20 protein-coding genes are annotated in these 22,320 nt (G+C 63.8%); 15 read left to right on the top strand and 5 right to left on the bottom strand.

The genetic code is table 11. The annotated features are described in order from the left end of the window. Nucleotides 1-241: 241 nt before the first annotated feature. The 6 genes from GM672_RS06630 to GM672_RS06605 all read left to right on the top strand — a co-directional run bounded on the left by GM672_RS06630 (nt 242) and on the right by GM672_RS06605 (nt 9,565). On the top strand, nt 242-2,950 hold the full coding sequence (locus tag GM672_RS06630; RefSeq protein WP_229417585.1) for a type VI secretion system Vgr family protein: 2,709 nt from the start codon (nt 242-244) through the stop codon (nt 2,948-2,950). Between the two features lie 4 nt (nt 2,951-2,954). Then, entirely contained in the window at nt 2,955-3,794 is an 840-nt protein-coding gene (locus GM672_RS06625; RefSeq protein WP_155469744.1) for a DUF4123 domain-containing protein, read from the top strand. Between the two features lie 8 nt (nt 3,795-3,802). Next, nucleotides 3,803-6,289, top strand: coding sequence for a T6SS effector BTH_I2691 family protein (locus GM672_RS06620; RefSeq protein ID WP_155469743.1), 2,487 nt, complete (start codon nt 3,803-3,805; stop codon nt 6,287-6,289). Between the two features lie 6 nt (nt 6,290-6,295). Beyond that, nucleotides 6,296-7,333, top strand: coding sequence for a DUF6708 domain-containing protein (locus GM672_RS06615; protein WP_155469742.1), 1,038 nt, complete (start codon nt 6,296-6,298; stop codon nt 7,331-7,333). Between the two features lie 79 nt (nt 7,334-7,412). Continuing rightward, the gene (locus GM672_RS06610; RefSeq protein WP_155469741.1) at nt 7,413-8,450 is read left to right on the top strand and encodes a DUF6708 domain-containing protein; all 1,038 of its coding nucleotides are present in this window, start codon (nt 7,413-7,415) and stop codon (nt 8,448-8,450) included. A 77-nt stretch (nt 8,451-8,527) separates the two neighbouring features. Further along, entirely contained in the window at nt 8,528-9,565 is a 1,038-nt protein-coding gene (locus GM672_RS06605; RefSeq protein ID WP_155469740.1) for a DUF6708 domain-containing protein, read from the top strand. Between the two features lie 161 nt (nt 9,566-9,726). Here GM672_RS06605 and GM672_RS06600 read toward each other — a convergent pair whose 3' ends face one another. Beyond that, nucleotides 9,727-10,119, bottom strand: a complete 393-nt coding sequence (locus GM672_RS06600; RefSeq protein WP_155469739.1) for a RidA family protein — start codon at nt 10,117-10,119, stop codon at nt 9,727-9,729. 129 nt (nt 10,120-10,248) lie between these two features. Between GM672_RS06600 and GM672_RS06595 the strand changes: the two genes are divergently transcribed. Beyond that, on the top strand, nt 10,249-11,175 hold the full coding sequence (locus tag GM672_RS06595) for a LysR family transcriptional regulator (protein WP_155469738.1): 927 nt from the start codon (nt 10,249-10,251) through the stop codon (nt 11,173-11,175). Between the two features lie 36 nt (nt 11,176-11,211). On the opposite strand, the gene GM672_RS06590 is transcribed toward GM672_RS06595, so the two are convergent. From GM672_RS06590 to GM672_RS06575, 4 genes are read right to left on the bottom strand one after another with little or no spacing between them, the layout of a single operon-like run. Continuing rightward, nucleotides 11,212-12,693 carry a hypothetical protein gene (locus GM672_RS06590; protein WP_155469737.1) on the bottom strand — a complete coding sequence of 494 codons (1,482 nt, stop codon included), beginning with the start codon at nt 12,691-12,693 and terminating at the stop codon, nt 11,212-11,214. A 45-nt stretch (nt 12,694-12,738) separates the two neighbouring features. Further along, complete coding sequence (locus GM672_RS06585) at nt 12,739-13,215, bottom strand: DUF4265 domain-containing protein (protein WP_155469736.1); 477 nt, start codon at nt 13,213-13,215, stop codon at nt 12,739-12,741. Between the two features lie 28 nt (nt 13,216-13,243). Continuing rightward, entirely contained in the window at nt 13,244-13,753 is a 510-nt protein-coding gene (locus GM672_RS06580; RefSeq protein WP_155469735.1) for a T6SS effector amidase Tae4 family protein, read from the bottom strand. Further along, nucleotides 13,750-14,166, bottom strand: coding sequence for a Rap1a/Tai family immunity protein (locus tag GM672_RS06575; protein ID WP_155469734.1), 417 nt, complete (start codon nt 14,164-14,166; stop codon nt 13,750-13,752). The genes GM672_RS06580 and GM672_RS06575 overlap by 4 nt, the downstream gene beginning before the upstream one ends. Nucleotides 14,167-14,377: 211 nt before the next feature. On the opposite strand from GM672_RS06575, the gene GM672_RS06570 reads away from it, so the two are divergent. From GM672_RS06570 to GM672_RS06535, 8 genes are read left to right on the top strand one after another with little or no spacing between them, the layout of a single operon-like run. Further along, complete coding sequence (locus GM672_RS06570) at nt 14,378-16,540, top strand: type VI secretion system Vgr family protein (RefSeq protein WP_155469733.1); 2,163 nt, start codon at nt 14,378-14,380, stop codon at nt 16,538-16,540. Next, nucleotides 16,540-17,058 (top strand): DUF6484 domain-containing protein, encoded by a 519-nt coding sequence (locus tag GM672_RS06565; RefSeq protein WP_155469732.1) that lies wholly within the window; start codon nt 16,540-16,542, stop codon nt 17,056-17,058. The genes GM672_RS06570 and GM672_RS06565 overlap by 1 nt, the downstream gene beginning before the upstream one ends. Nucleotides 17,059-17,071: 13 nt before the next feature. Further along, the gene (locus GM672_RS06560; protein WP_155469731.1) at nt 17,072-18,199 is read left to right on the top strand and encodes a DUF2169 family type VI secretion system accessory protein; all 1,128 of its coding nucleotides are present in this window, start codon (nt 17,072-17,074) and stop codon (nt 18,197-18,199) included. Continuing rightward, nucleotides 18,196-19,245, top strand: coding sequence for a hypothetical protein (locus GM672_RS06555; RefSeq protein WP_155469730.1), 1,050 nt, complete (start codon nt 18,196-18,198; stop codon nt 19,243-19,245). The genes GM672_RS06560 and GM672_RS06555 overlap by 4 nt, the downstream gene beginning before the upstream one ends. A 2-nt stretch (nt 19,246-19,247) precedes the next feature. Beyond that, nucleotides 19,248-19,634 carry a DUF4150 domain-containing protein gene (locus tag GM672_RS06550; protein WP_155469729.1) on the top strand — a complete coding sequence of 129 codons (387 nt, stop codon included), beginning with the start codon at nt 19,248-19,250 and terminating at the stop codon, nt 19,632-19,634. A 7-nt stretch (nt 19,635-19,641) separates the two neighbouring features. Next, nucleotides 19,642-20,838 (top strand): HNH/endonuclease VII fold toxin-2 domain-containing protein, encoded by a 1,197-nt coding sequence (locus tag GM672_RS06545; RefSeq protein WP_155469728.1) that lies wholly within the window; start codon nt 19,642-19,644, stop codon nt 20,836-20,838. A gap of 11 nt (nt 20,839-20,849) precedes the next feature. Then, nucleotides 20,850-21,857 (top strand): hypothetical protein, encoded by a 1,008-nt coding sequence (locus GM672_RS06540; protein WP_155469727.1) that lies wholly within the window; start codon nt 20,850-20,852, stop codon nt 21,855-21,857. A 56-nt stretch (nt 21,858-21,913) separates the two neighbouring features. Continuing rightward, entirely contained in the window at nt 21,914-22,156 is a 243-nt protein-coding gene (locus GM672_RS06535) for a hypothetical protein (protein WP_155469726.1), read from the top strand. The last annotated feature ends 164 nt before the right edge of the window (nt 22,157-22,320 follow it).

Raw genomic sequence — 22,320 nt, 5'->3', positions numbered from 1 at the left:
AAACCTTGTGATTTCGTGGGGGCATTGTCGATAACGTCTTCCGACAAAACGGCAACAAAATCCGCCGAATCGTACAAATTAGTGTAAAGTTGCCAACTTTCTCGGCGTGCTGGTTCCCCAGGACGACTAAACAGGGGCAATCGACATGGCTGACATGCTGCCGGCAGCGCTGCAGTTTCCTTTTTCGCAGCTGTCACAGGAAACACGCTTATTGCGGCTCACGACCTCATCAGGCCATGCCATGCTGGCCGAATGCGCGCGGGGCGAGGAGAGCCTGGGCCATGGTTTTTCCTTCACCATCAGTGCGCTGTCGCTGGACGCGAACCTTCCCTTGAAGTCGCTGATCGGCCAGCCTGCCTTGCTGCAGTTGATGACGGCGCACAGCCGCGATGTCCTGCGGCCCTTCCATGGCCACCTGACAGCCGTGGAGCACTGCGGGGCCGATGGCGGCCTGGCCCGCTACCGGCTGACCCTGGAACCGTGGACCCGGTTTGCCGCCATGGGGCGCGACAGCCGCGTATTCCAGGACATGACGGTGTTCGACATCATCGATGCCGTGTTTGGCGAGTACCAGGGCAAGGGCCGGCTGGTGCCCGCATGGCGTTTCGATATCGCCGATCGCAGTGTGTACCCGGTGCGCAGCCTGACGACGCAATACCAGGAAAGTAATTTCGCCTTCGTGCAGCGCCTGATGGCGGAAGAGGGCCTGTTCCACTTCTTCGAGCACGCGGGTGACCCGGACAGTCCGTCGCTGGGCAGCCACACGATGCTCATCGCCGACCACAACGGAGCGTTCCAGCCCAATCTCCAGCCGCAAGTGCGCTTTACGCAATCGGGCACCGTCATGAAGGAGGACGGCATGGACCGCTGGCGCGTGGAACATCGACTGCGCGCCGGGGCGATCGAGCGCAGCAGCTGGGACTATCGCACGCTGGGACGACGTCCCGTCGGTGCCGCCGGCCACGGCGCGGCCCTGACCGACCGCGATACCCCCGGCCCATACGCGTACACCACGTGCGCGCACGGCCAGCGCCTGGCCGACCGCCAACTGGAAAGCCTGGCGGCCGGGGCCGAGGTGTACGTGGGCGCTGGCACAGTCCGCACCCTTGCGCCGGGCACGACGTTCGCCTTGCACGGCCAGGCCCAGCTCGATTTCGCCGGTGACGACGATGCGCGTATCTTTGCCGTGGTGCGCGTCCTTCACCTGATGCACAACAACCTCACGGCCGCGCTGCAGGCTGGCGCCGCCACACGCCTCGGGCCCAGTGCGCTGGCCCTGCAGCTTGCAGCCGAGCAGAACACCAGCCTGCACGCGGTGGGCCAGGAAATCGGCGAGCGGCCGCTGTACCGCAACCGCATCGATGCGATCCGCGGCGGCACGCCTTACCGCACCGGTCCTGCAGCCCATCCACCGCGGCCCCGGGTACAGGGCCAGCAGACCGCCATCGTGGTGGGCCCGGCTGGCGCCGTCATCCACACGGACCGCGACCACCGCGTGAAGGTACAGTTCCACTGGCAGCGGGGTACGCAGGGCCAGGGCCGGCTCGATCACCCCGCAGGCGCTAACCACACCGGGGCACCGGGCGACGACACGGCCGGCACCTGGGTGCGCGTGGCAACCCCGCTGGCGCCGGTGGCGGGGGCCAACTGGGGCAGTCATGCGTTACCGCGCGTCGGGCAGGAAGTGCTGGTCGATTTCCTCGAAGGCGACATCGACCGCCCGGTGGTGATCGGCGCCGTCTACAACGGCCGAGGCGAGGCCGACGCGCAGCATAACCAGGTTGCCGGCGGCCCAGGCGGCAGCACGGGCAACGCGCCGGCCTGGTTCCCTGGCGAAAGCGGCAGCCATGCCCATGCGGCTGCCCTGTCCGGCATCAAGAGCCAGGCGATGAAGGCCAGCCAGGGTGGCGCCGGCGCCTACAGCCAGCTGGTGATGGACGATTCGCCCGGCCAGTCGCGGCTGTCGTTGCAACGCCATGCCGCCGCCCACGAGGGTACGGACGAACTGAACTTGGGCAGCTTGCGTCACCAGAGCGACAACCAGCGCCTGCAGCCCACGGGATTCGGTGCCGAACTGAAAACGGCACATGGCCTGGCCATCCGCGCGGGCAGGGGCCTGCTGCTCGCTGCCGACGCGCGCAGCAATGGCAGCGGCACGCAGCTCGATGCGCGCGAGGCCACCAGTCAGCTCGGCGGCAGCAAGGCGCTGCAGGAATCCCTGGCCGGCACGGCGCAGCAGCACAACGCCAAGCTGCAGGATGACCCCGCGCCAGACAAGCTGCCGGCCATCGTGCACATGGCGGACAGCCTCGCCGTCCTGGACGCCAGCGAAAGCGGCGACGAGGGCAGCCAGGGTGGCAGGGGCCAGGTCGGTGCGTACAGCCAACCGCACCTGCAACTGTCAGCGCCTGCCGGCATCGCCGCCGTCACACCGGCCAGCGCGTTGATTGCTGCGGGTAAGTCGACCAGCCTGACGGCAGACCAGGACGTGAACCTTGCCGCCCAGGGCAACAGCGCGCATCAGGTCCTGAAAGGCATCAGCATGTTTACCTACGGCAAAGCCGGCGGCGCGGACAAACCCAATACCGAGACCGGCATTCGCCTGCACGCGGCCAGTGGCAAGGTCAGCAGCCAGAGCCAATCGGGAGCCACCACCGTGACGGCGGACAAGGCAATCACCGTTGCCAGCGTCACGAAGTCGGTCACGATCAGTGCGCCACAGCAGAGTGTGATGCTGACTGCGCAAGGGGCCTACCTCAAGCTGGAGGGCGGTAACATCATGATCCATGGCCCCGGGACGATGAGCTTCAAGGCCAGTATGAAAGAGCTGGCCGGTCCGGCAAGCGCGACCAGGGAAATGACGCTCCCGGGTCCAAGCGAGCCGAAGGTATGCGAGCTGCGCGCCGCCGGTGCCGCCGCGGCAGGCGACAGCGTCGTGCCGTTGAGCTGAGCAAATGAACTTCGATCATCAACTCCTCGACAGGCATGCATTCGCGCTGCTCGACCCATCGATGGTGGAATGGTTGCCCGAAGGCGTCGTTTCGGTGCCGATCGTGCCCGCGAAGCTGACGGCTAGCGAGCACCTGATGCCACGGCTGGTCACCTTGCGCACGCTGCCGGCTCCGGTGCGCGAATCCCTGCTCGATGTCGTGTACGAGGCCCAGCGGCAAGGCGAGCAGCCTCCCGTGACCCTGCTTGTCGATACCGAAAAAGATGCGCAGGCGCTGGCCGCCTGGTGGAACGTGCTGCAGGTGAGAACGCCTTCGCCCGGCCGGAAGGTGTGGCTGCGCCTCCATGACCCACGCGTGCTGCACCAGCTGCTGCGCATGCTGACCGCGCGCCAGCGCGCCCGCATCTTCAGCCAGGTCGACGCATTCACCTACTGGCTGGGCGACGACTGGGTCACCGCGACATTCGACGTCCCGGTGGGCGACGCGGCCGGCCCCGCCGGGGCAGCGGACTGGGACTGGCCCCGCATCGAGCGGATCGGCGCGATCAACCGCGCCTTGCATGGCGCCGGCGTGCGCCAGGCAGGGGCCATGACGCGGCAGGGTGCACTGGCCGAGCAACTGATCGTGCGGGCCGCGCTGGACCACGGCCTCACGGACCAGGCGGACCTGGTCGAGTTCGCCGTGCGCGGCCTGCTGACCCGCCCTGCCTTCGATTCCCACCCGGCCATCGCCGAGCTGATCCGTCCCGGTAACCACCCGGACGACGACTCGCGCCTGGCCGACCGTCTCGCGCTGGCCGATGAAAGCGTGTGGGCGGAACTTCGTCAACCTGATTACCTGTGAGCAGCACCGTGACCGATTCCCCTGGCGACACCACCAAGAAATGCGAATTCTGCGACAAGCGCGGCCTGCCGCTGCTGCTCGTGCGCGATGCGGTCGCACCGGCCAACGAAGGCGCGCCGCTGGCGCCGGCCCTGCCGCTGGACTTGCCCAGCCATGCGGCGCACTACACCAAGCGGCTGCTGCGCACCGGCTACCTGAACGTCTATGACGAGGCACGCAAGCGCTGGGACGCCTATTTCGTCACCCAGGACGGCTACTATTTCAAGATGATGCTGACGCCGGGCGTCATCCCGGTCAAGCCGCAGAAGCCATTCAATTGCCCGGACCAGGGGCACGCCGAAATCGCCGGGGTGATCTCGGTGCCCGATCCGGCCAATGCGACCAAGGTGTGGATCGGTTTTTCCGACGTTCTCTGGACCGACGCGGTGCGCAAGCGCAACGACGATGCGGCCGTGCGCAAGCGCCATATGGTGGCCATCGATATCAAGGCAGCGCTGGCGGGCGGGCCGGTACGGGATTGCCGGCCCCTGTCCCAACTGTCCGCCGTTGTGGCCGAATATGCGATGGACAAGGCCAAGGGCGAAAAAACGTTCGCCTGGAGCGCCCACACGTTCACGAGCCGCCAGGGGCGCGCCGAGCGCCTGCGCAAGGCATGCGATGCCATGCGCCCGGGCAAAGGGCTGATCGTCACCGTGCCGGATCCGGTGGGCGTGGCAACAGAACTGGCGCTGCTGATGAAGCGCAATGTCGACTACTTCACGCAAGAACCCGAGCGCAAACGCCACCTCGCGGCCAACGCCGCCATCGGTGCCATTCGACAAGGGGTACGCGATCGCGCCATGCTGGTGGAAAAAGCGGCTGCGGAGGATCTGGCCGACACACAGGCCCGCGACGGCTGGTTCATGCTCCTGATTTCAGAAGACGCCCGAAAACAGTCGGAGAAACTGCGCCATGTCTCGCCGGAGGAAGCTGCGACCGCTGCGGACCGGGAGTGGCTGCGTTATACGGCCAAGTTCGATGATCCGGCCCGCAAGGCATGGGAAACGAAATATCACGCCGACCTGAGCGCGTATGACGGCAAGTGGGTCGGGCCATTGGCACTGAGCCATGCGACCTTGATGAAGAGCCGCGACTTGGCGGATTACTTCGAATGTAATTACGATTCGGGCAACATCCACTCGGGCGCGGTCTACACCGATGTGTTCACGAAGTGTGCGGCGGGCACACAGGACAAGAACGCCTGCATCAAGCTGTACCAGGAGTGGATTGCCGGCGATATGAGCGACACGCGCAACCTGCTGCTGCGTGCGCTGGTATTCAACCAGGAGGAAGTGGCCAAAGCCGTCGCGAAGGCCGTCAAGGTCAGCATCGACTGGCGCTCGATCCCTTGGGACAACCTCATCGCGGCCTTTGCGGCATCGATCGAAGCCCTGGCGAAAAGCGCACAGGAAGCAGTGGCTGGCCTGATTGTCACCTTCGGCGGACCGATCGCCTTCCTGTTCCGCAGCATCCTGGACGGCAAGTATGGCATCCGGGGCGGCGTCATGGCCCTGGGCATGATCGCCAAACATCCGATCATCAAGCTGGAAATTACCGATAAACGCAAGGAGTTTCGCAAGCTGGTGGCAAAAGAACTGCTCCAGCGTTCTGGCGTGGCACTGGACCCGAAAAAGCTGAGTTCCGCCGTCGGCGCCGAGATGCTGTTGCAGGACATTACCGGTATCAAGAAGGACGGCAATGTGCATACGACATGGCTGGCATTCGTCGACGAGAACATCGGCGGCATGCCACCCAACCTGAGCGACGCGGAGCAATATGATTGGATGACAAAACACGTCCGCAACGCGGCGGGCGTCGAAGCAATGAACGTCAGCAAATTCCGCCGCGTGATCACGAAGGAATTGCGCTTCGGCGTCATTGGCGGCCTGATGCAGTTCGCCGCCCTGACCAAGTTGGTGGACGACGAAGGCAAGGCGCTGGCGCATAACCACGAGGATGCGCAGTACCGGCTGCACGCCGGTCGCGCAGCGCTTGCGGCGACGACTGCGGATGTGCTCGGTAACGCGTGGAAGGCTGCGGGACAGTTGAAGTATGGTGCCAGCTATGGTCCTGCTGGTATGAAATTTCTGCTGGGTGGAGCAAGGTACACTGGTATTTTTGGCGGCTTGGCGGTGGCGGTACTCGACGGTCTGCAGGCGAGCCAGGCATTGGAGGAAGAGCAACTGGGCCTTGCATGGCTGTACGCGGCCTCGGGTGGGCTTGGCGCCGCCTTGACGCTCACATTAGCGTTTCCTGCAATTGCATTCGGCGCAGCCATTCCCGTCATTGGCGTGCTGTTTGTACTCCTAGTCGGCGTCGCTATTGTGATCGAGCATATGAAGGACAATCCCGTGCAGGATTGGCTGGAGCGTTGTCCATGGGGCAAATTGACGGACAAGCGTTACAAGGACGAACAAACCGAGCAAGCTGAATTCCAGCTTGCCATTAAGGACTGAAACCTCATGGATTTTTCCGGCATTATTGTTCCCTTTCTCATCAAGCGCCCGCTGACGGACCAGGAAAAAGCCCACCAATTACACCAGAAGCGCCGGTTGGCGGTGGCGCCGCGCGACCAGCTGTCAGTGATTGCGATGAACTCGACCTATCTGGAATCCGTCGATAAATGGTTTGGGTGGAAGGGTACGGTTTCGCTGATTACCGTGGCTCTGATGCTGATCTTTACGCATTCCGTAGGCCAAATGGCTGCGACTTGGCTTTTGCAGGCAGCTGGAATCAAGCAAACTACGTTAGCAACGGGTGTTTTGCTAGCCAACGGGCTCGCAGCGTTGGTGGTCTATGGCCTGATTCTTTGGGGCTGCATCACCTTCCTGCGCAGGGAATCGTTCGCCTACACCCACTATCCGCTGCGCTTCAACCGCAAGAACCGCACGGTGTACGTCTGGCGCACCAATGGTACCGTGCTCGAGGTGCCGTGGGATGACGTGTTCTTCACGCTGGCCAAGGTGGTTGAACAATGGGAAGTACGGGGCCATGTGCTGGCGCCCGACAAGCTCACCATCGTCGAGTCCTTCGCATTGAGCCACAGCGACCTGATGTCGCATGAGGACCTCGATCCCGCCTCGCGTCGCTATAGCGACCGTGACACGGTCCGCGCGCACTGGGAATTTATCCGCCGCTACATGGAAGACGGACCGGAAGAAGCCTCGCGCCAGATACTGTTCTGCATGCCCGTCGACGGCCGCCGTGAAACCGCCAAAGGCGGTATGCACCGCGTGTTCGTCAATTTCAACGGCGCGCCATGGCCCTTCCTGCTGATGCTGTCACCGATCCTGTTGCTGGTCAGCCTGTTCCGTATCCTCGCCATGCGTACCAGCAAAATTCCCCAATGGCCGGACCATGTCGAGGCAGCCTGCGCTGTCGAAGCGGGCGATCCATATGCCATCGCCGGCGACGCGGCCGGCGACCGCATCGCCGTGTATCCGGAAGCCGCCGAAGCGGCCAGCGTGCGACTTACCAGCGTCACGGGGTCGAAGGCCTGATGCCAGGCAAATCGCCTGCAAGCCGATTTTTTTCTATTCGCTCGCGCCGCCGTCTCGCTTCTACTGACAACAGGACTCCATGGACTTCTCCGGCATCGTCGTCCCCTTTCTGATCAACCGGCCGCTGACGGAGCAAGAACGGGCACACCAACTTCATCAAAAACGTCGGCTGGAGCTGACGCCGCGGTATCAATTGTCGGTAATAAAATTAAATTCGACATACCTGGAATCTGTAGATAAATGGTTTAGCTGGAAAGGTACGGTTTCATTAATCGTAGTCTCAATCATGTTGCTATTTTCAGGTTCGACGGGCCTTATGTCTGCATTATGGCTGCTTGAGGCGGCGGGTGTTCTTCATTCCTCCGCAGATGTTGACGTGCTTTTAGCCAATGGCCTGGGCATGGTGGCTGTATGCGTTCTAATCTCCTGGGGATGCTGGAAATCCTTGCGCAGGGAATCCTTTGCCTATACCCATTATCCGATGCGTTTCAACCGGAAAAACCGCAAAGTATATGTGTGGCGAACCGATGGCACCGTGCTCGAAATGCCTTGGGACGATATTTTTTTTACGCTTGCGAATGTTGTCGAGCAGTGGGAAGTGCGGGGACACAAACTTGCCCCCGATAACATTACTATCCTGGAAACCTTCGCCCTGAGTTATAGCGATTTGCTCACCTCTCACGACCTGAATCCGGCGACGCTGCGTTCCAGCGACAAGGATTTCGTCCGCGGACACTGGGAATTCATCCGCCGCTATATGGAAGAAGGGCCAAGCGAGGTATCGCGCCAAGTGCAGTTCTGCATGCCAGTCGATGGCCGCCGTGAGAGCGCGAAGGGGGGCATGCATCGCATCCTCGCCAATTTTAGTGGAGCGCCGTGGCCCTTCCTGCTGATGCTCTCACCGATCCTGCTGCTGGTCAGCCTGTTTCGCATCTTCGCCATGCGTACCAGCAAAATTCCCCAATGGCCGGACCATGTCGAGGCAGCCTGCGCTGTGGAACCGGGCGACCCGTACGCCATCGCCGGCGACGCGGACGGTAACCGCATTGCCGTGTATCCTGAGTCGGCCGAAGCGGCCGGCGTGCGTTTCACCAGTGTCACTGGGGCGAAGGCATAATGCCCGGCAGATCGCGTGCAGTCCGATTTGCCTGTGCGCTCGCGCCGAGATCTCGCTTTTACTGATAACAGAACACCATGGACTTCTCCGGCATCGTTGTCCCCTTTCGGATCAACCGCCCCCTGACAGGCCAGGAAAAGGCCCACCAGTTGCATCAGAAGCGCCAGTTGGCGGTGGCGCCGCGAGACCAGTTGTCGGTCATCACGATGAACTCGACCTATCTGGAATCCGTGGACAAATGGTTTGGATGGAAAGGTACGGTTTCGCTGATCACGGTCGCTGTAATGCTCGTCTTCACGCACTCGGCAGGCTACCTGGCAATATCCTGGCTTCTGGAAGCAGCTGGTTTCTTGCCATCTGTCGATACGCCTGGCTTTATGTTGGCCAATGGCCTCGGAATGGCGGTGGTTTATGGCTTGATTCTTTGGGGCTGCATCACCTTCCTGCGCAGGGAATCGTTCGCCTACACGCACTATCCGCTGCGCTTCAACCGCAAGAGCCGCATGGTGTATGTCTGGCGAACCAATGGCACCGTGCTCGAGGTGCCTTGGGATGAAGTATTTTTCACGCTGGCCAAGGTGGCCGAACAATGGGAAGTGCGAGGCCATGTGCTGGCGCCCGACAAGCTCACCATCGTCGAGTCCTTCGCCTTGAGCCACAGCGACCTGATGTCGCATGAGGACCTCGATCCCGCCACGCGTCGCTATAGCGACCGTGACACCGTCCGCGCGCACTGGGAGTTCATCCGCCGCTATATGGAGGACGGACCGGACGAAGCCTCGCGCCAGATACTGTTCTGCATGCCCGTCGACGGCCGCCGTGAAACTGCCAAAGGCGGCATGCACCGCGTGTTCGTCAATTTCAACGGCGCACAACGGCCTTTCCTGCTGATGCTCTCACCGATCCTGCTCGTGGTCAGCCTGTTCCGTATCCTCGCCATGCGTACCAGCAAAATCCCCCGATGGCCGGACCATGTCGAGGCCGCCTGCGCTGTCGAGACGGGCGACCCATATGCCATCGCCGGCGACGCGGACGGCAACCGCATTGCCGTGTATCCCGAAGCCGCCGAAGCGGCCGGCGTGCGCTTCACCAGCGTCGCGGGGGCGAAGGCCTAGGGAACCGCTGATTTGTTCATGGCGGCGATCTTCGCCCTGAGAAAACGCGCCCAGCTGCGCCACAAATGCCCCGCCATACCCCGGTATGACAGGGCATTTGCGTCTTGCTGGACACGTTTTTCAAGACGAATCTCATCCACCAGCAATAAATCAGCGCTTCCCTAGCCGGGTAACTTCGCAATCACCTTGATCTCGAACTGGAAGCCATACAGCCACGTGACGCCGACCGCCGTCACGCTCGGATAAGGGGCCGTGCCCCAGTACTCCTGCACCACGGGCCATACCTGTTCGAAGATCGCTTCCGGGTCGACCATGAAGACGGTGACGTCCTGCACGTCGGCGAAGGTGCAGCCGGCCGCGCCCAGCACGGCGTTCAGGTTGTCGAAGGCGCGCCGCACCTGCGCTGCCAGCTCGGGTTCGGGCGAACCGTCCTCGCGGCTGCCCACCTGGCCGGACACGAACAGCAGGCCATTGGCCCGCACGGCGGGCGAATAGCGGTTTTTTTCATACAGGGCCTGGCGCCCCGGCGGGAAGACGACGTCGCGTACGGTCATGGTGTGCTCCTTGGATTGCCGCGCCCACATGAGCGCGATACTTGGCCACTATAGCGACGGGACCGTAACGGATAAACAGGCAAGTGCCGCCAAGACTGTTTGTATAATCCAAACAATCGGGGAGGAACCATGGACAGACTCGACGCCATGTGGGCGTTCGTGCGGGTGGTCGAAGCGGGCAGTTTTACCAGGGCGGCGGCAACGCTCCACATCAGCCGGGCCACCATCACGCAACTGGTGCAGCAGCTGGAGGCGCGCCTGCGCGTGAAGTTGCTGAACCGGACCACACGCAAGGTGAACGTGACGGCCGACGGCGCCGCCTACTACGAGCGCATCGTGCGCCTGCTGGCCGAGCTGGACGAGGTGGAGGCGGGCCTGCCGGGTGCGGCCTCGCTGCCCCAGGGCGAGCTGCGGGTGGATGTGCCCAGCCCGTTTGCGACGCTGATCCTGGTGCCGGCACTGCCGCAATTCCTGGCCCGCTATCCCGACATCCAGTTCGACATGGGCGCGAGCGACCGCAAGGTCGACCTGATCGGCGACAAGGTGGACTGCGTGCTGCGGGGTGGCGTCATCACGGACCCGTCGCTGGTCGCGCGCCGCGTGGGCGAGCTGCGCCTTGGCGTGTATGCGGCTCCGGCATATCTGCAGCAAGCCGGCACTCCGCTGCACCCGGCCGAGCTGGAAGCGCCGCCGCACCGCATCGTCAAGTTCCGCTGGTCGGGCCGCGATTTTCCCTATGCCCTGCACAAGGGCGACGAACGGGTGACGCTGCAGGCGCGCCACGTGCTGGCCATCGACGACGGCAACGCCTACCTGGCCGCCGGCCTTGCCGGGCTGGGCGCGCTGTGGCTGCCGGATTATATGAGCCGCAGCCACGTGGCCAGCGGCGCGCTGGTGCCCCTGTTCGAAGGATGGCGCATCGATCCGATGCCGCTGTCGATCGCCTATCCGCCGAACCGGCACATGAGCAAGAAGCTGCGCGTGTTTATCGCGTGGATCGAGGAATTGATGGCGCGGCATGCGCCGCTGGCACGCGACGAGTCAGCCGGGAGTTGATGCCTGGCTTCCCGACTTGCGGCATGGCGTTATCAACTACACTCCTAACGCCGTATTCCGGGCCGCCAGCGCCACGCTGTCGCCCAGCAGCACCATATGCTGGCCCAGCGCGTCGAGCGACTGCTGGCGGCGTTCCTCGCGGACTTCGCGGCTGTCGTCACGCCCGGCAGCGTCCTGCCCCGGCTGGTAAGGCGCCAGTGCCGCCACCAGGTCGCGCACCAGGTGCTGCTCGGCGGGCATGGTGTGGTCGGACACCATCCGGCCCAGCACATATTGCTGGACGCGTTCGGACTGGCTGACGGACTGCGCCAGCGTGGCCTCGCGCAGCCGCCCGTCCCGGTAGCCGAGCTTGACATCGCTGCGCGCCGTGTCGTCGATCTGGTGATAGGTATAGTTCTGCGATTCGGCCGAATAGTCGAAGGCGAGCGGCGTGCCTTCCTGCAGCGGCTGGTGGAACCGGGCCGTCAGACGCGCCTGCTGGGTTTGCGTCAGGCTGCGGTTGGCGCGCGAGTCGCCGCCACGTTCGGTCTGCTGCGACAGCTCGTACTGGAAGGCCGTGACTTCGTTGGTGCGCACCGGGTTGTTCCACTGGGGCGCCTGCGTCATGCTGGCGCTGAAATCGGCCAGCCCCGTCAGCACGGCATGCTCTTCCTTCGCCAGCGGCCAGGCCTTGCCGGACGATGTCGTTCCCGGCGCGGCGGGACCGTCGCGGCTGGCGGTGCGGCTCAGGTCGGAAAAGGCATCCTTGAACAAGGTGGTCAGTTGCGCATCGCCATGGCCGCGCGCGGCGGCCTGGTCGACCTGTTTCAGGTAGCTGTCGATGGCGGCCGACTGCTGCTGCCGGGTGCCGAGGCTGTCTACCATGCTCGTGTCGACGCGCACGTCCAGCTTGCCGGACGGGCCATCGGCCTGCACGCTGCGCTGCCCCGCATCGGCGTGAAACGCCAGCGTCTGCGTGGCCGGCGGCGTCGTCGGCAACGTCACCATGGCCTGCAGGTCGACGGACTGCAGCAGGCCGCCACCCAGGCCGGCCAGTTCGCCCAGCCGGAGCCGGGGCGGCTCCTGCGTCATGCCGTCGATGGCGGCCTGGAAGCCATCGGCCAGGGCGGCCAGGGCCTGCCGCTCGTCGTCGCGCAATGTGGCATCGGCACTGAGCTGGACGATCAGGCCGTCGTCGCGGCTGGCCAGCGCCAGGTCGACCTTCGTGCCACCGGCCGTGACGACGCTCAATGTGAAGCGGTGCTCGACATCCTTCGGCAGGACCTGCTGCGCCAGCGGCACGGTGGCGCCTGCCTTCAGGGCGGCCAGCACCGTGGCGCCGACGTCACGGAAGCGAACCGACGCGGACAGCGGCGCCACGCCGGTATCGGCCTCGGCAGCCGCCAGCGCTGCCGCACTGAGGGAAACGACGGCCGATGGCGCCGGGGCGCCGGCCTCGCTTGCGGTGGCGCGGCTGGTCGCCCACGGCGTGGTGCGCGCAGCGGAGGCGATGGTTGGCAGGGCGGCGACGGAGCTCATGTTGCCTTAACGGCAGGCATGGCCAAAGGTTGAGGGCACGCCCCGTTACTGCCACCAGTCGAGCAGGGTTTCGTCGCCGGGGTCGTCGATGTTCCGGTAGATATTTGCAAAGTACCATTGCACGCCCGTCGACGCGGTAAATGCATCGAAGACCTGGCAGATGCCGTCCATGCCGGCACTGGCCGGCACCGTCAGCGCCAGGTTGCCCTGGTACCTGCCGTCGAGCGACCCGTGCAACTGCTTGGCGACCTGTGCCTCGAGCGCCGCCACGTCCTGCGGCGCCAGTGCGTCGGCGTACACCTGGATGCAGAAATTGCCACCGCGCTGGAGTACCGTGGCCGGTGCGTGCGGGTCGCAAAGCTCGACGACGTCGCCGCGTGCGAGATTCAGCGCCAGGCCTGGCGACGCCAGCAGCTCGTAACGGTTGTCGCCCAGGCTGCGGGCCGGCAGCTGCTCGCGCACGGGGCCGTGTTCGCGCATGGCCACGAAGACCTCGATCAGTACGGCTGCGTCATCGTTCATTATGTCTTTCGTTGTCGGCATGGGGCGCTCATGGCAGCGGCCAGAACCAGACCTTGTTGTCGCGGCCGAAATTGCAGCTGCCGACGCACTCCTCGAAGCCGGGCCAGCGGGGCAGCAGCAGGTCGATATGGCCCTGGGCGCCCACCAGCGGCAGGAATTCGCCGAAGAAGAAGGCCACCACGCCTTGCTGCAAGGTCAGCTCTTGCGTTGCCTTGGCATTCGAATCGAACTTCTGCGGCGGCCCCCACAGCTCGGCCAGGTGTTCGGCCAGCTTGCGCATGCTCGGCTCGATGCGACTGCCCTGGAACGGCCCCTTGTTGATGCGCAGCCCGCCACGGGTCAGCGCTGCCCCCGCTTTCGTCAGCGCATAGCTCATCCGGATGCCACAGGTGTTCTCGTACTTGATGTCGCCGATCAGCGATTCGATGCCCAATTCCTGGAACAGCTGGACGCGCGACACCGCGTTCGTGGTGGGATAGGCCTGGCGCAGCGCGGCGAACGACGGCCGCTTGCCCTTGGCGCCGGCACGGCCGCTCATCGTGCCGCCCCGGCCCCGTCGCAGGGGTAGCGCCGGCGCAACTCGTCGAGCACCAGGGGTGCGGCGTTGGCCTTCAAGGCCGCGGCCGAATGGCGCTGCTTGAGCGCATGGGCCACTTCCGTATTCAACTCATGCGGCAGCAGCGCGCGCCGGAAGCACCACAGGCTGCCCTGGGTGGCATCCTTGATGCCGGCAACATAGTAATGGGCGCGGTCGCGCTCACGGAAATCGCTGTCGGTGACGGGATCGACGGTGAGCCGGGCAACGACGTCGGCCCCCGTCATCGTGTTGAACGGGTAGACGTAGGGCGCGGCGTGCAAGCCGGCGCAGGCCAGCGACAACCCGCCCAGCAAACCGATGCGGCGGCAACGGCGGCGCCTGGCCGCGTCGTGTTCTCGTTGAGACAACAACATCGTTTTTCACCTCGTCGATTCGAAATTATTGCTGTCGTTAATGGGGTATTTCAACCCGACAATTTCACATGAATCCCGACCGCATGATGTGCCGTGTTGGCATCTAAATTGATAAACTCTGGTTTATTTATTAATTATAATGCCGAGGCTGCGGATCGCAACCGCGTGCGCCTGCGGGGGCTGTTCCCGCGCTTTCGTGACCATCTCGCCTATGACCACGCTTCTGCAAACGGGACTTCAGCTGTTGAGCAAGCTGCGCCAGAATAACCGCCTGCTGCGCCTGAGCTTTCCGCATGACGATGGCCCTGCAGCCATCCTGCTCGCCAACCGCCTGGATGCCAGGGAAAGCCTGTCGCGCGACTTCCGCTTCGTCGTGGAAGTGCTGTCCGACGACGAGAACATCGCCCTGAAGGACGTGCTGGGCCGGATGGTCACCATCGAACTGGTCCGCGAAGACGGCAGCATGCGCTACTTCAACGGCTATGTGGTCGAGTTCCGGCGCGACAGCACCGACGGTGCGCTGGTGTACTACGACATGGTGCTGGCGCCATGGATGGCCTACCTGCGGCTGCGGCGGGACAACTACATCTTCCACAACCTGTCGCTCAGCCAGCAAACGGACGCCATTTTCGCGGACTACCCGATGCACGCGGCGAAGCTGCAGATCATGGGCGCCGATCCCGAGATGACGTACGCCTGCCAGTACGACGAGTCGGACTACAACTACCTGCACCGGCGCTGGGAAGCCCAGGGCTGGTATTACTGGTACGAGCACCGGGCCGATGGCCACACCCTGGTACTGTCGGACGATTCGACGGCCGCGCCGCCCATCGACGGCGCGCGGCAGGACATTCCGTTCCAGCGCGAGGCAGGCAGCATCGAGGACGACGGCCTGGGCGACTGGACCCCGGTGCGCCGCCTGGTGCCGGCCAATGTCGCGCTGTCCAGCTTCGATTTCAAGAAGCCGCGGCCGACACGGGTCGACGTGCCCACCACGAACGAGCAGGGCGACGTGCTGCCGGTAGAGAGCTACGAATACGCGGGAGCCTACGGCTTTGTCGACCGCAACGATGGCGATGCCCGGGCCCGCGTGCGCATGGAGGAGATCGAGGCGGTCGCCAAGTGCTTCGAGGGCCATGGCAACGACCGGACGGTCCAGCCGGGCCGCTGCTTCGACCTGACCGAGCATTTCGACGCGGCCGAGGGCGGCGACCTGAACTTCCTGATCGTGGAGGCGCACCACACGGCCCACAACAACTACCAGGATGCCGATGCGGCGCCATCGCATTATGCCAACCGCATCGTGTGCAGCCGCACGCGGGTGCCCTGGCGGCCGGGCCGCGGCTACAACAGCAGCGAGCCGAAGATTCCAGGCTTGCAGACGGCTATCGTTACCGGCCCGGCCGGCGAAGAAATTTATACCGACGAATACGGCCGCGTGCGCGTGCAGTTCCACTGGGACCGCATCGGCGAGAACAACGAGAAAAGCTCGGCCTGGGTGCGCGTCGCCACCGCCTGGGCGGGATCGAACTTCGGCATGACGTCGATCCCCCGCATCGGCACCGAAGTGATCGTGCAGTTCCTCGATGGGAATCCGGACCGCCCCCTCGTGACGGGCATGGTGCCCAATGCCGACACGATGCCGCCGTGGGCGCTGCCGGCCAACAAGACCCAGAGCGGCATCCTGTCGCGCTCGACGCCGGGCGGTAGCTACGAGACGGCCAACGCCATCCGCTTCGAGGACAAGAAAGGGCAGGAGCAGTTGTGGCTCCATGCGGAGAAGGATCAGCTCACCGAAGTCGAGCACGACGAGGACAAGTGGGTCGGCAACGACCGCCGCAAGACCATCGACCGGGATGAGACGTCGCACATCAAGCGCAACCGCACCGAGACGGTCGATCACGAAGAACGCATCAGCATCGGCGACAACCGCACCGAGGATGTCGGCAAGAACGAAACGATCACCATTGGCGCCAACCGCAGCAAGACCGTCGGCGCCAACGAAGATGACCGCATCGGCGACAACTGGTCCATCGATGTCGGCAAGAACAAGACGGAAACCATCAATATGGCCTCGCTGCAGAACGTCGTGCTGGGGCGCATGGAGAACGTCGGCCTGGGCTACAACCTCAACGTCGGCATGGGCATGGCCACCATCGTCGGGGTGGACCAGGTCACCAAGGTCGGCAACTCGATTTCCATCACGGCCGGCACCGAACTGTCGATCACCGTGGGCCAGGCCAGCCTGCTGATGAAGGCCGACGGCACCATCGTCATCAACGGCCACACCTTCAGTGTCGGCACCACCGATGAACAGACCTTCAAGGCCGATGGCAACATCACCATGAAGGGCAAGAAAATCCTGGAGAACTGATGCTGCAAGCTGACCACCCGGCCGCCGTGCCGGACACCGCCACGGAAGTGCCGGACCGGTTGCTGCACGACGTCGTCGATCGCACGCCGCTGCGCGACCGGCCGGCCCACGGCATCGCGGTGGGCATCCTGGCCGGCTTCGATGGCGACGGTACCGCGCTGGTCGATATCGCCGCCTTCGGCCTGACGGGCGTGCGCGCCCGCAGCGTCGCCGCGCTCGATGCAGCGCAGCTGGGCCAGCAGGTGGCCCTGGGTTTCGAGGCGGCGGACCCGGGCCGTCCCATCGTCCTGGGCCTGATGCTGGCAGCGCCGCCCGCAGCGCCAGCGCGCGCGCAGGCCGAAGCGCTGGTCGATGGCGAAAAAGTGGTGCTGACGGCCAGCCACGAGATCGAACTGCGCTGCGGCGAAGCGGCCATCGTGCTGTCGGCGGACGGGCGCGTCCAGATCCGCGGCACCTACATCACCAGCCATGCCAGCGCCACCCAGCGCATCCTCGGCGGCTCCGTCAACGTCAACTAGGCCGGGGAACGGGATGGAAATCATCGTCGGGTCCAAATTCCTGGCCGTGGATACCGCGTGTGTCCTCGATGCCACGGGACGCGAGCACCTGGTCGTCGTCGCCAAGAGCAGCTGGCAGATTCCCCAGCCGGGCCAGCGGCCCCGGCCACTGCCGCCGCAAGCCTTGCAGCACGCCGACGTGTTCCTGGGCGAACCGGGCGAAAGCCCGATGCTGTACGGCTCGGACATGGTGCGCTTCAAGCCGCGCTGCGACGTGCTGTTCCATGCCAGCGCGCATGCGCCCGATGGCGCGCCGTTCAAGGAGCTGGCCGTGGCATGGCAGGTGGGACCGCTGCGCAAGGGCTTGCGCGTCCACGGCCCACGCACCTGGCGCAAGCGCCTGGGCCTGTTCGGCCTGTCGGAAGCCGAGCCGGTCACCCAGATGCCGCTGCATTTCGGCATGGCCTTCGGCGGTACCCGCAGCTTCACGAAAGGGTCCGGCGCCAAGGCCCAGGTGCTGTGCGAGGCGCACCTGGCCAATCCGGCCGGACTGGGCTGGTTCGGCGCCAAGACCGACGAGGACGCCGTCGGCCAGCCGGCGCCGTGCCTGGAAGCCCTCGACGAGCCGGTGCGCAAACCGGGCGGCACGTATGCGCCGGTGGCGTTTTCCGCCGTTGCCCGTCACTGGCAACCGCGCCCTGCCTACGCCGGCACCTACGACGCGGCGTGGGAGCGCGACGTCTTTCCCTTCCTGCCGGACGACTTCGACGAGCAGTTCAACCAGTGCGCGCCGGCGGACCAGCAGATGCCCTATCCGGTGGGCGGCGAGCACGTGGTGCTCAAGCACATGATGGCCGGCCGGCCCTTCGTCCGGTTCCGGCTGCCCAGGCTGGATACCGTCACCGTGCGCATCCTGCGCGCCGATTACACGTCGGAAGAACCGGTGGCCGTGGCCGACACGCTGTATTTCGAGCCGGACCTGGACCGCTTTTCCGTCGTGTGGCGCGCCAGCGTGCCCATCAAGCGACGGCTGCAGGAATTCCTCACCGTCGCCGTCGGCCCCGTCAGCACCGAATGGTGGCACCGCAAGGCCATGGGCATCGACGGCTGCGACGGCTGCAGCGAGGCCCCCGACAGCAATGCCCTGGAGGCGCAACCGTGAGCGGATTGCCCGACCTGCATGTAAACGCGGCCGGCCTGTGCTGCTCGCTGGGTTATCACCTGGACGCGGCCGTCTGCGCGCTGCGCGCCAATATGGACCACTTCCGCGAGAGCGCGTTCTACAGCCAGGGCGGCGACCCGGTGCAGGTGGCGTCGCTGCCCGAGAAGGTGTACGGCGCCCAGCGCCTGCAACGGTGGGTCGAGCATGCCGTGCAGGATTGCCTGTCCACCATCGCCGACCCGGCCGCCCTGTTCGACGAGCGCCGCAGTGCCGTCGTGATCCTGGTGGCGGACGCCCAGCGCCCGTCCAGCGAGGGTGACGACCCGGCCGAAGCCGTGCGCGCCGCGCTGGAGCGCCTGGCCGCACGCTATGGGGTCGACGCCCCGGCGCCGGCCGCCTACGTCATCCGCCACGGCCGTGCCGGCCTGGTGGCCGGACTGCGCCAGGCCCGCGCCGCACTCGATGCCGGCAAGGCCCAGGTGCTGCTGGTGGGCGTCGACAGCCTGCTCAATGCCGCCGACATCAACTTCTACCTGCAGGAGGAGCGCCTGTTCGTGCCCGGCAATACGGACGGCTTCGTCCCCGGCGAGGCGGCCGCGGCACTGGTCCTCGGGGCTACGCCGGCCCCGACCGGCGGCATCCGCATTGCCGGGCTGGGCAGCGCCAACGAACGGGGCACCCTCGATGGCAGCGTACCGAACCGCAGCGAAGGACTGACAGCGGCGATCCGCGAGGCCTGCGCCGAGGCACAGGTGGCCCCGGGCCACCTGCAGTTCCGCCTGAGCGACCAGAACGGCGAGCACTTCTACACCCGCGACGCCACCAACGCCATCACGCGCGTCATGGCCGGCACCCGCCAGCCGGCCTTCCTGACCCTGGCCGACAAGCTGGGCGATATCGGCGCCGCCACCGGTCCGGCCATGCTGGCCTGGCTGTCGCGCGACCTGCACCACCCGCAGCGCCGTCCAGGGCACGCCGGACTGCTGCACCTGGCCAACGATGCCGGGCTGCGCAATGCCGTCGTCGTCCACGCACCGAAGGAATAAGCATGGAAACCTACGTCTACGCCAATGACAACGAGATCTGCTCGCGCGCGGCCGACGGCAAGTCGATGGTCGCGCCGGACCCGTGCTGGAGCCCGCCAGCCCCCAGCGCCGGCCCCGTCGTCATTCCCTACTCGAACACGGCCTACGCGAAGAACCTGAAGGAGGGCTCGGCCACGGTCTTCGTCTGCGGCACGCCGGTGGCGCTGCGCGACGTTTCCTACCTGGCCAACAGCACGGGCAACGAACCGGCCACGCGCAATTTCGCCATGGGCGTGTCCTCGCACACGATCACGGGCAAGGCCTATTTCACGGCATGGTCGCCGAACGTGAAAGTGGAAGGCCTGAACGTGTGCCGCCACATCGACCCGATGACCCACAACCACGCCTGAACCGACCATGCCGAGCGCCCCGAATACCCCGGTCACCTATTACATCGACAATGCCGATGTAAAGCGCGACTGCAAGCAGGATTTCCAGAAGATCGACAAGGCCTGCGAAAAGGAGACCGACCGCTCGCCGAAGAACAAGCACCCCGTACTGCGCAAGATGCTGGGCGACAAACCGGTGGCCGCGCTGGACAGGATGGCCACCAAGATCAAGGGCGGCAAGTTCCAGGACACGGCGGACACGGGCTGGATGTCGCATTGCGACGGCCTGTGGGTCAAGCCGTCCAGCAGCATCAATGAAGACCTGCTCGAATTCAACAGCATGTTGAAGGACATGTCGAAGGACGTCAGCAAGGCGGTCGAATCGCAGGTCAAGCCCCTGGTGGAAAAGGTCACGCAGGAGATCAAGGACAAGGCCATCGCCGAAGCCAAGGAAAAAGCCGTCAAGGCCGGCATCCGCGGCGGCGCGCGCTGGGGCGTCGGCCTGAGCGGCGCCGCCGTCGGCGGTGTCGGCGCCATCGTCACGGAAACCATCGCGACGGCCTGGAACATCTACGACTGGGGCAAGACCGGCTACCAGGCCGCCACGATGGGCGTCGAAGCCTACGGCGCCATCAAGGAAATCGGCACGGTCCTCAATATCGCCGAAACCGCCAGCCGCGAGCTGTCCGCCCTGGGCGACAACATCGCCAACAAGACCCCCACCGACCTGATGGCAGACGGCATGGGCGTACTGTCCCGCCTCGACCCTTGCACCCGCGCCCGGCGGTGCATGCTGGTGCCGTACAACAAAACTCAAACAGCGACGAGCCTGGGCGGCAGCGGGTGCTGCCCTGGACAGACGGGCCACCATGTGCTGCCGGATGAGATGACTAAGAACGGCAATTGCCCGGGTTATGTGCACGGGGACGCGCCTACGGTTTGTGTGGAGGGGGCTAACGGTAGTAATGGATCGCATGGGAGGATTCATCAGCAGATGAACACGCGGATCGAAGAACATGTACATGGTGTGTTCGGAAACCCAGACGCCATCAGCTATAACAAAGCTCGAGACTTGGGCATAAAGAGCTTACAAGCTACGTTTCGAGAGTCCAAATGCGACAGCAAATGCTTACGAGCCCAATTGGACGCTTACTATAAAACAAAATGTATAAAACCACTCCCACCGAGGGCGGGAGTTCCCCGAAAACGCGATGCCGAGGAATAACAGGAGGAACTATGTTGCAGTTAACGGAAGCTGAGTATCGAAAGCGTTTTGATGGGTTTAATATCACTGACTGTTCCATTTTAAAGAAAAACCATTACTATTTTATAAGCCGTGACATAACAGAATCTGAAAAAGCTGGCCCGACTGCAGAAGCTACGGTAACAAAACGTATGAGCTGGTTTATCCCCAATCAACAAGAGGGTGACCGCCTGAAGCATATGCGCTTCGCAGGCTATGGCACTCTGGAAATCGGGCCTAGCTTTGCCGGCGAGGAGCGTATGCTTTGCGTTTCAGTAGAAGGTTTAGTTACCGCAACAGGTGGTGGCGAGCCAAGTGAAGACGAGGACGCTATTCCGAAGTCGATAAATGGCCCACGTCGTGGTGCCATACGTCGACTGCGAACTGTCGGCGAAAACTTATACGTGGTGGGAGGTAGTCATACAGTCTGCGTCCGAAAAGGGAAAAATAATTGGGAATCCTTGTGTCTGAATTTACCGACGCCTACTGCCGCAGATGCCAACGATGTGGACCGCTCCGATAACATGGCATTCACCGACATAGACGGTTTCTCCGCTGAGGATTTGTATGTTATTGCTGGCGCCGGTCGTGTTTGGCACTTCAACGGCGAAAAATGGTCCGCAGTAGCATTTCCGTCGAATATGGACGTGTATTCCATCTGCTGTGCCGGAGACGGTTACGTCTACATCGGGGCACAATCCGGCAGCGTTTTCCGTGGACGTGATAACGAATGGACGCTTCTGGTACGAGAAATGCTCACGCTGCCTTTTAAAGACATTGTCTGGCATGCTGGCAAAGTGTGGCTTACCAGTGACTATGGCTTGTGGAACTTGATCGACGGAAAACTGGTCGAGGCAGATTTGCCCTCATCCGATATCAAGGTCTGCGCGGGCAATCTGTCAGTCCGTGATGGGGAAATGCTGATGGCGGGCACCCATGGCGCAGCCGTTCATGATGGAAAAGAATGGAAATTGATATTCCACCGCTTGCAGTTCCCATGACCGCGCTCACATGTGGTGTCGCTGAGACTATTGCTGTGACGATGGGGGGATAATCCATGTTCGGATTAACTGAAGAGGAATACCGAAAGCGATTTGATGGCTACATCGTCACCGATTGCGCGGTGCTGAAGCGCGGACATTACTATTTCGTCAGCCGCAACCTCGCAGAATCCGAACGTGCCGGCCCGACGGCGGAAGCGACTGTTACCAAACGTGTAACTTGGTGTTTAGCCGATACAACGCAAGATAGTCGTATTCAGGACATAGAGTTTGAGGGCTATCGTGAGATAGCCCCCTGATCCACCAGACACAGTCGATGCGGTATCCTTACGGATAGGAATACGACTGTGAATATGACTAGGAACAACCAAACCATCGAAGTAGTGACGGTGTCGGAGGAGCGGCGCCGTCGCTGGTCAGTGCAGGAAAAGGCTGCGCTGGTCAAGGAAACGTACGAGCCGGG

The organism is Pseudoduganella buxea (assembly GCF_009720835.1).
Lineage (GTDB): Bacteria > Pseudomonadota > Gammaproteobacteria > Burkholderiales > Burkholderiaceae_D > Rugamonas > Rugamonas buxea.
Note: the sequence above shows the minus strand (reverse complement) of the source record. Positions and strands in the feature narration are given on the sequence as shown.

Bases quoted from the DNA above. Each gene is read 5' to 3' on its own strand.
- GM672_RS06630 (WP_229417585.1), top strand. From the start codon at position 242: ATGCTGGCCGAATGCGCGCGGGGCGAGGAGAGCCTGGGCCATGGTTTT.
- GM672_RS06625 (WP_155469744.1), top strand. From the start codon at position 2,955: ATGAACTTCGATCATCAACTCCTCGACAGGCATGCATTCGCGCTGCTC.
- GM672_RS06615 (WP_155469742.1), top strand. From the start codon at position 6,296: ATGGATTTTTCCGGCATTATTGTTCCCTTTCTCATCAAGCGCCCGCTG.
- GM672_RS06610 (WP_155469741.1), top strand. From the start codon at position 7,413: ATGGACTTCTCCGGCATCGTCGTCCCCTTTCTGATCAACCGGCCGCTG.
- GM672_RS06605 (WP_155469740.1), top strand. From the start codon at position 8,528: ATGGACTTCTCCGGCATCGTTGTCCCCTTTCGGATCAACCGCCCCCTG.
- GM672_RS06600 (WP_155469739.1), bottom strand. From the start codon at position 10,119: ATGACCGTACGCGACGTCGTCTTCCCGCCGGGGCGCCAGGCCCTGTAT.
- GM672_RS06595 (WP_155469738.1), top strand. From the start codon at position 10,249: ATGGACAGACTCGACGCCATGTGGGCGTTCGTGCGGGTGGTCGAAGCG.
- GM672_RS06590 (WP_155469737.1), bottom strand. From the start codon at position 12,693: ATGAGCTCCGTCGCCGCCCTGCCAACCATCGCCTCCGCTGCGCGCACC.
- GM672_RS06585 (WP_155469736.1), bottom strand. From the start codon at position 13,215: ATGAACGATGACGCAGCCGTACTGATCGAGGTCTTCGTGGCCATGCGC.
- GM672_RS06580 (WP_155469735.1), bottom strand. From the start codon at position 13,753: ATGAGCGGCCGTGCCGGCGCCAAGGGCAAGCGGCCGTCGTTCGCCGCG.
- GM672_RS06575 (WP_155469734.1), bottom strand. From the start codon at position 14,166: ATGTTGTTGTCTCAACGAGAACACGACGCGGCCAGGCGCCGCCGTTGC.
- GM672_RS06570 (WP_155469733.1), top strand. From the start codon at position 14,378: ATGACCACGCTTCTGCAAACGGGACTTCAGCTGTTGAGCAAGCTGCGC.
- GM672_RS06565 (WP_155469732.1), top strand. From the start codon at position 16,540: ATGCTGCAAGCTGACCACCCGGCCGCCGTGCCGGACACCGCCACGGAA.
- GM672_RS06560 (WP_155469731.1), top strand. From the start codon at position 17,072: ATGGAAATCATCGTCGGGTCCAAATTCCTGGCCGTGGATACCGCGTGT.
- GM672_RS06550 (WP_155469729.1), top strand. From the start codon at position 19,248: ATGGAAACCTACGTCTACGCCAATGACAACGAGATCTGCTCGCGCGCG.
- GM672_RS06545 (WP_155469728.1), top strand. From the start codon at position 19,642: ATGCCGAGCGCCCCGAATACCCCGGTCACCTATTACATCGACAATGCC.
- GM672_RS06540 (WP_155469727.1), top strand. From the start codon at position 20,850: ATGTTGCAGTTAACGGAAGCTGAGTATCGAAAGCGTTTTGATGGGTTT.
- GM672_RS06535 (WP_155469726.1), top strand. From the start codon at position 21,914: ATGTTCGGATTAACTGAAGAGGAATACCGAAAGCGATTTGATGGCTAC.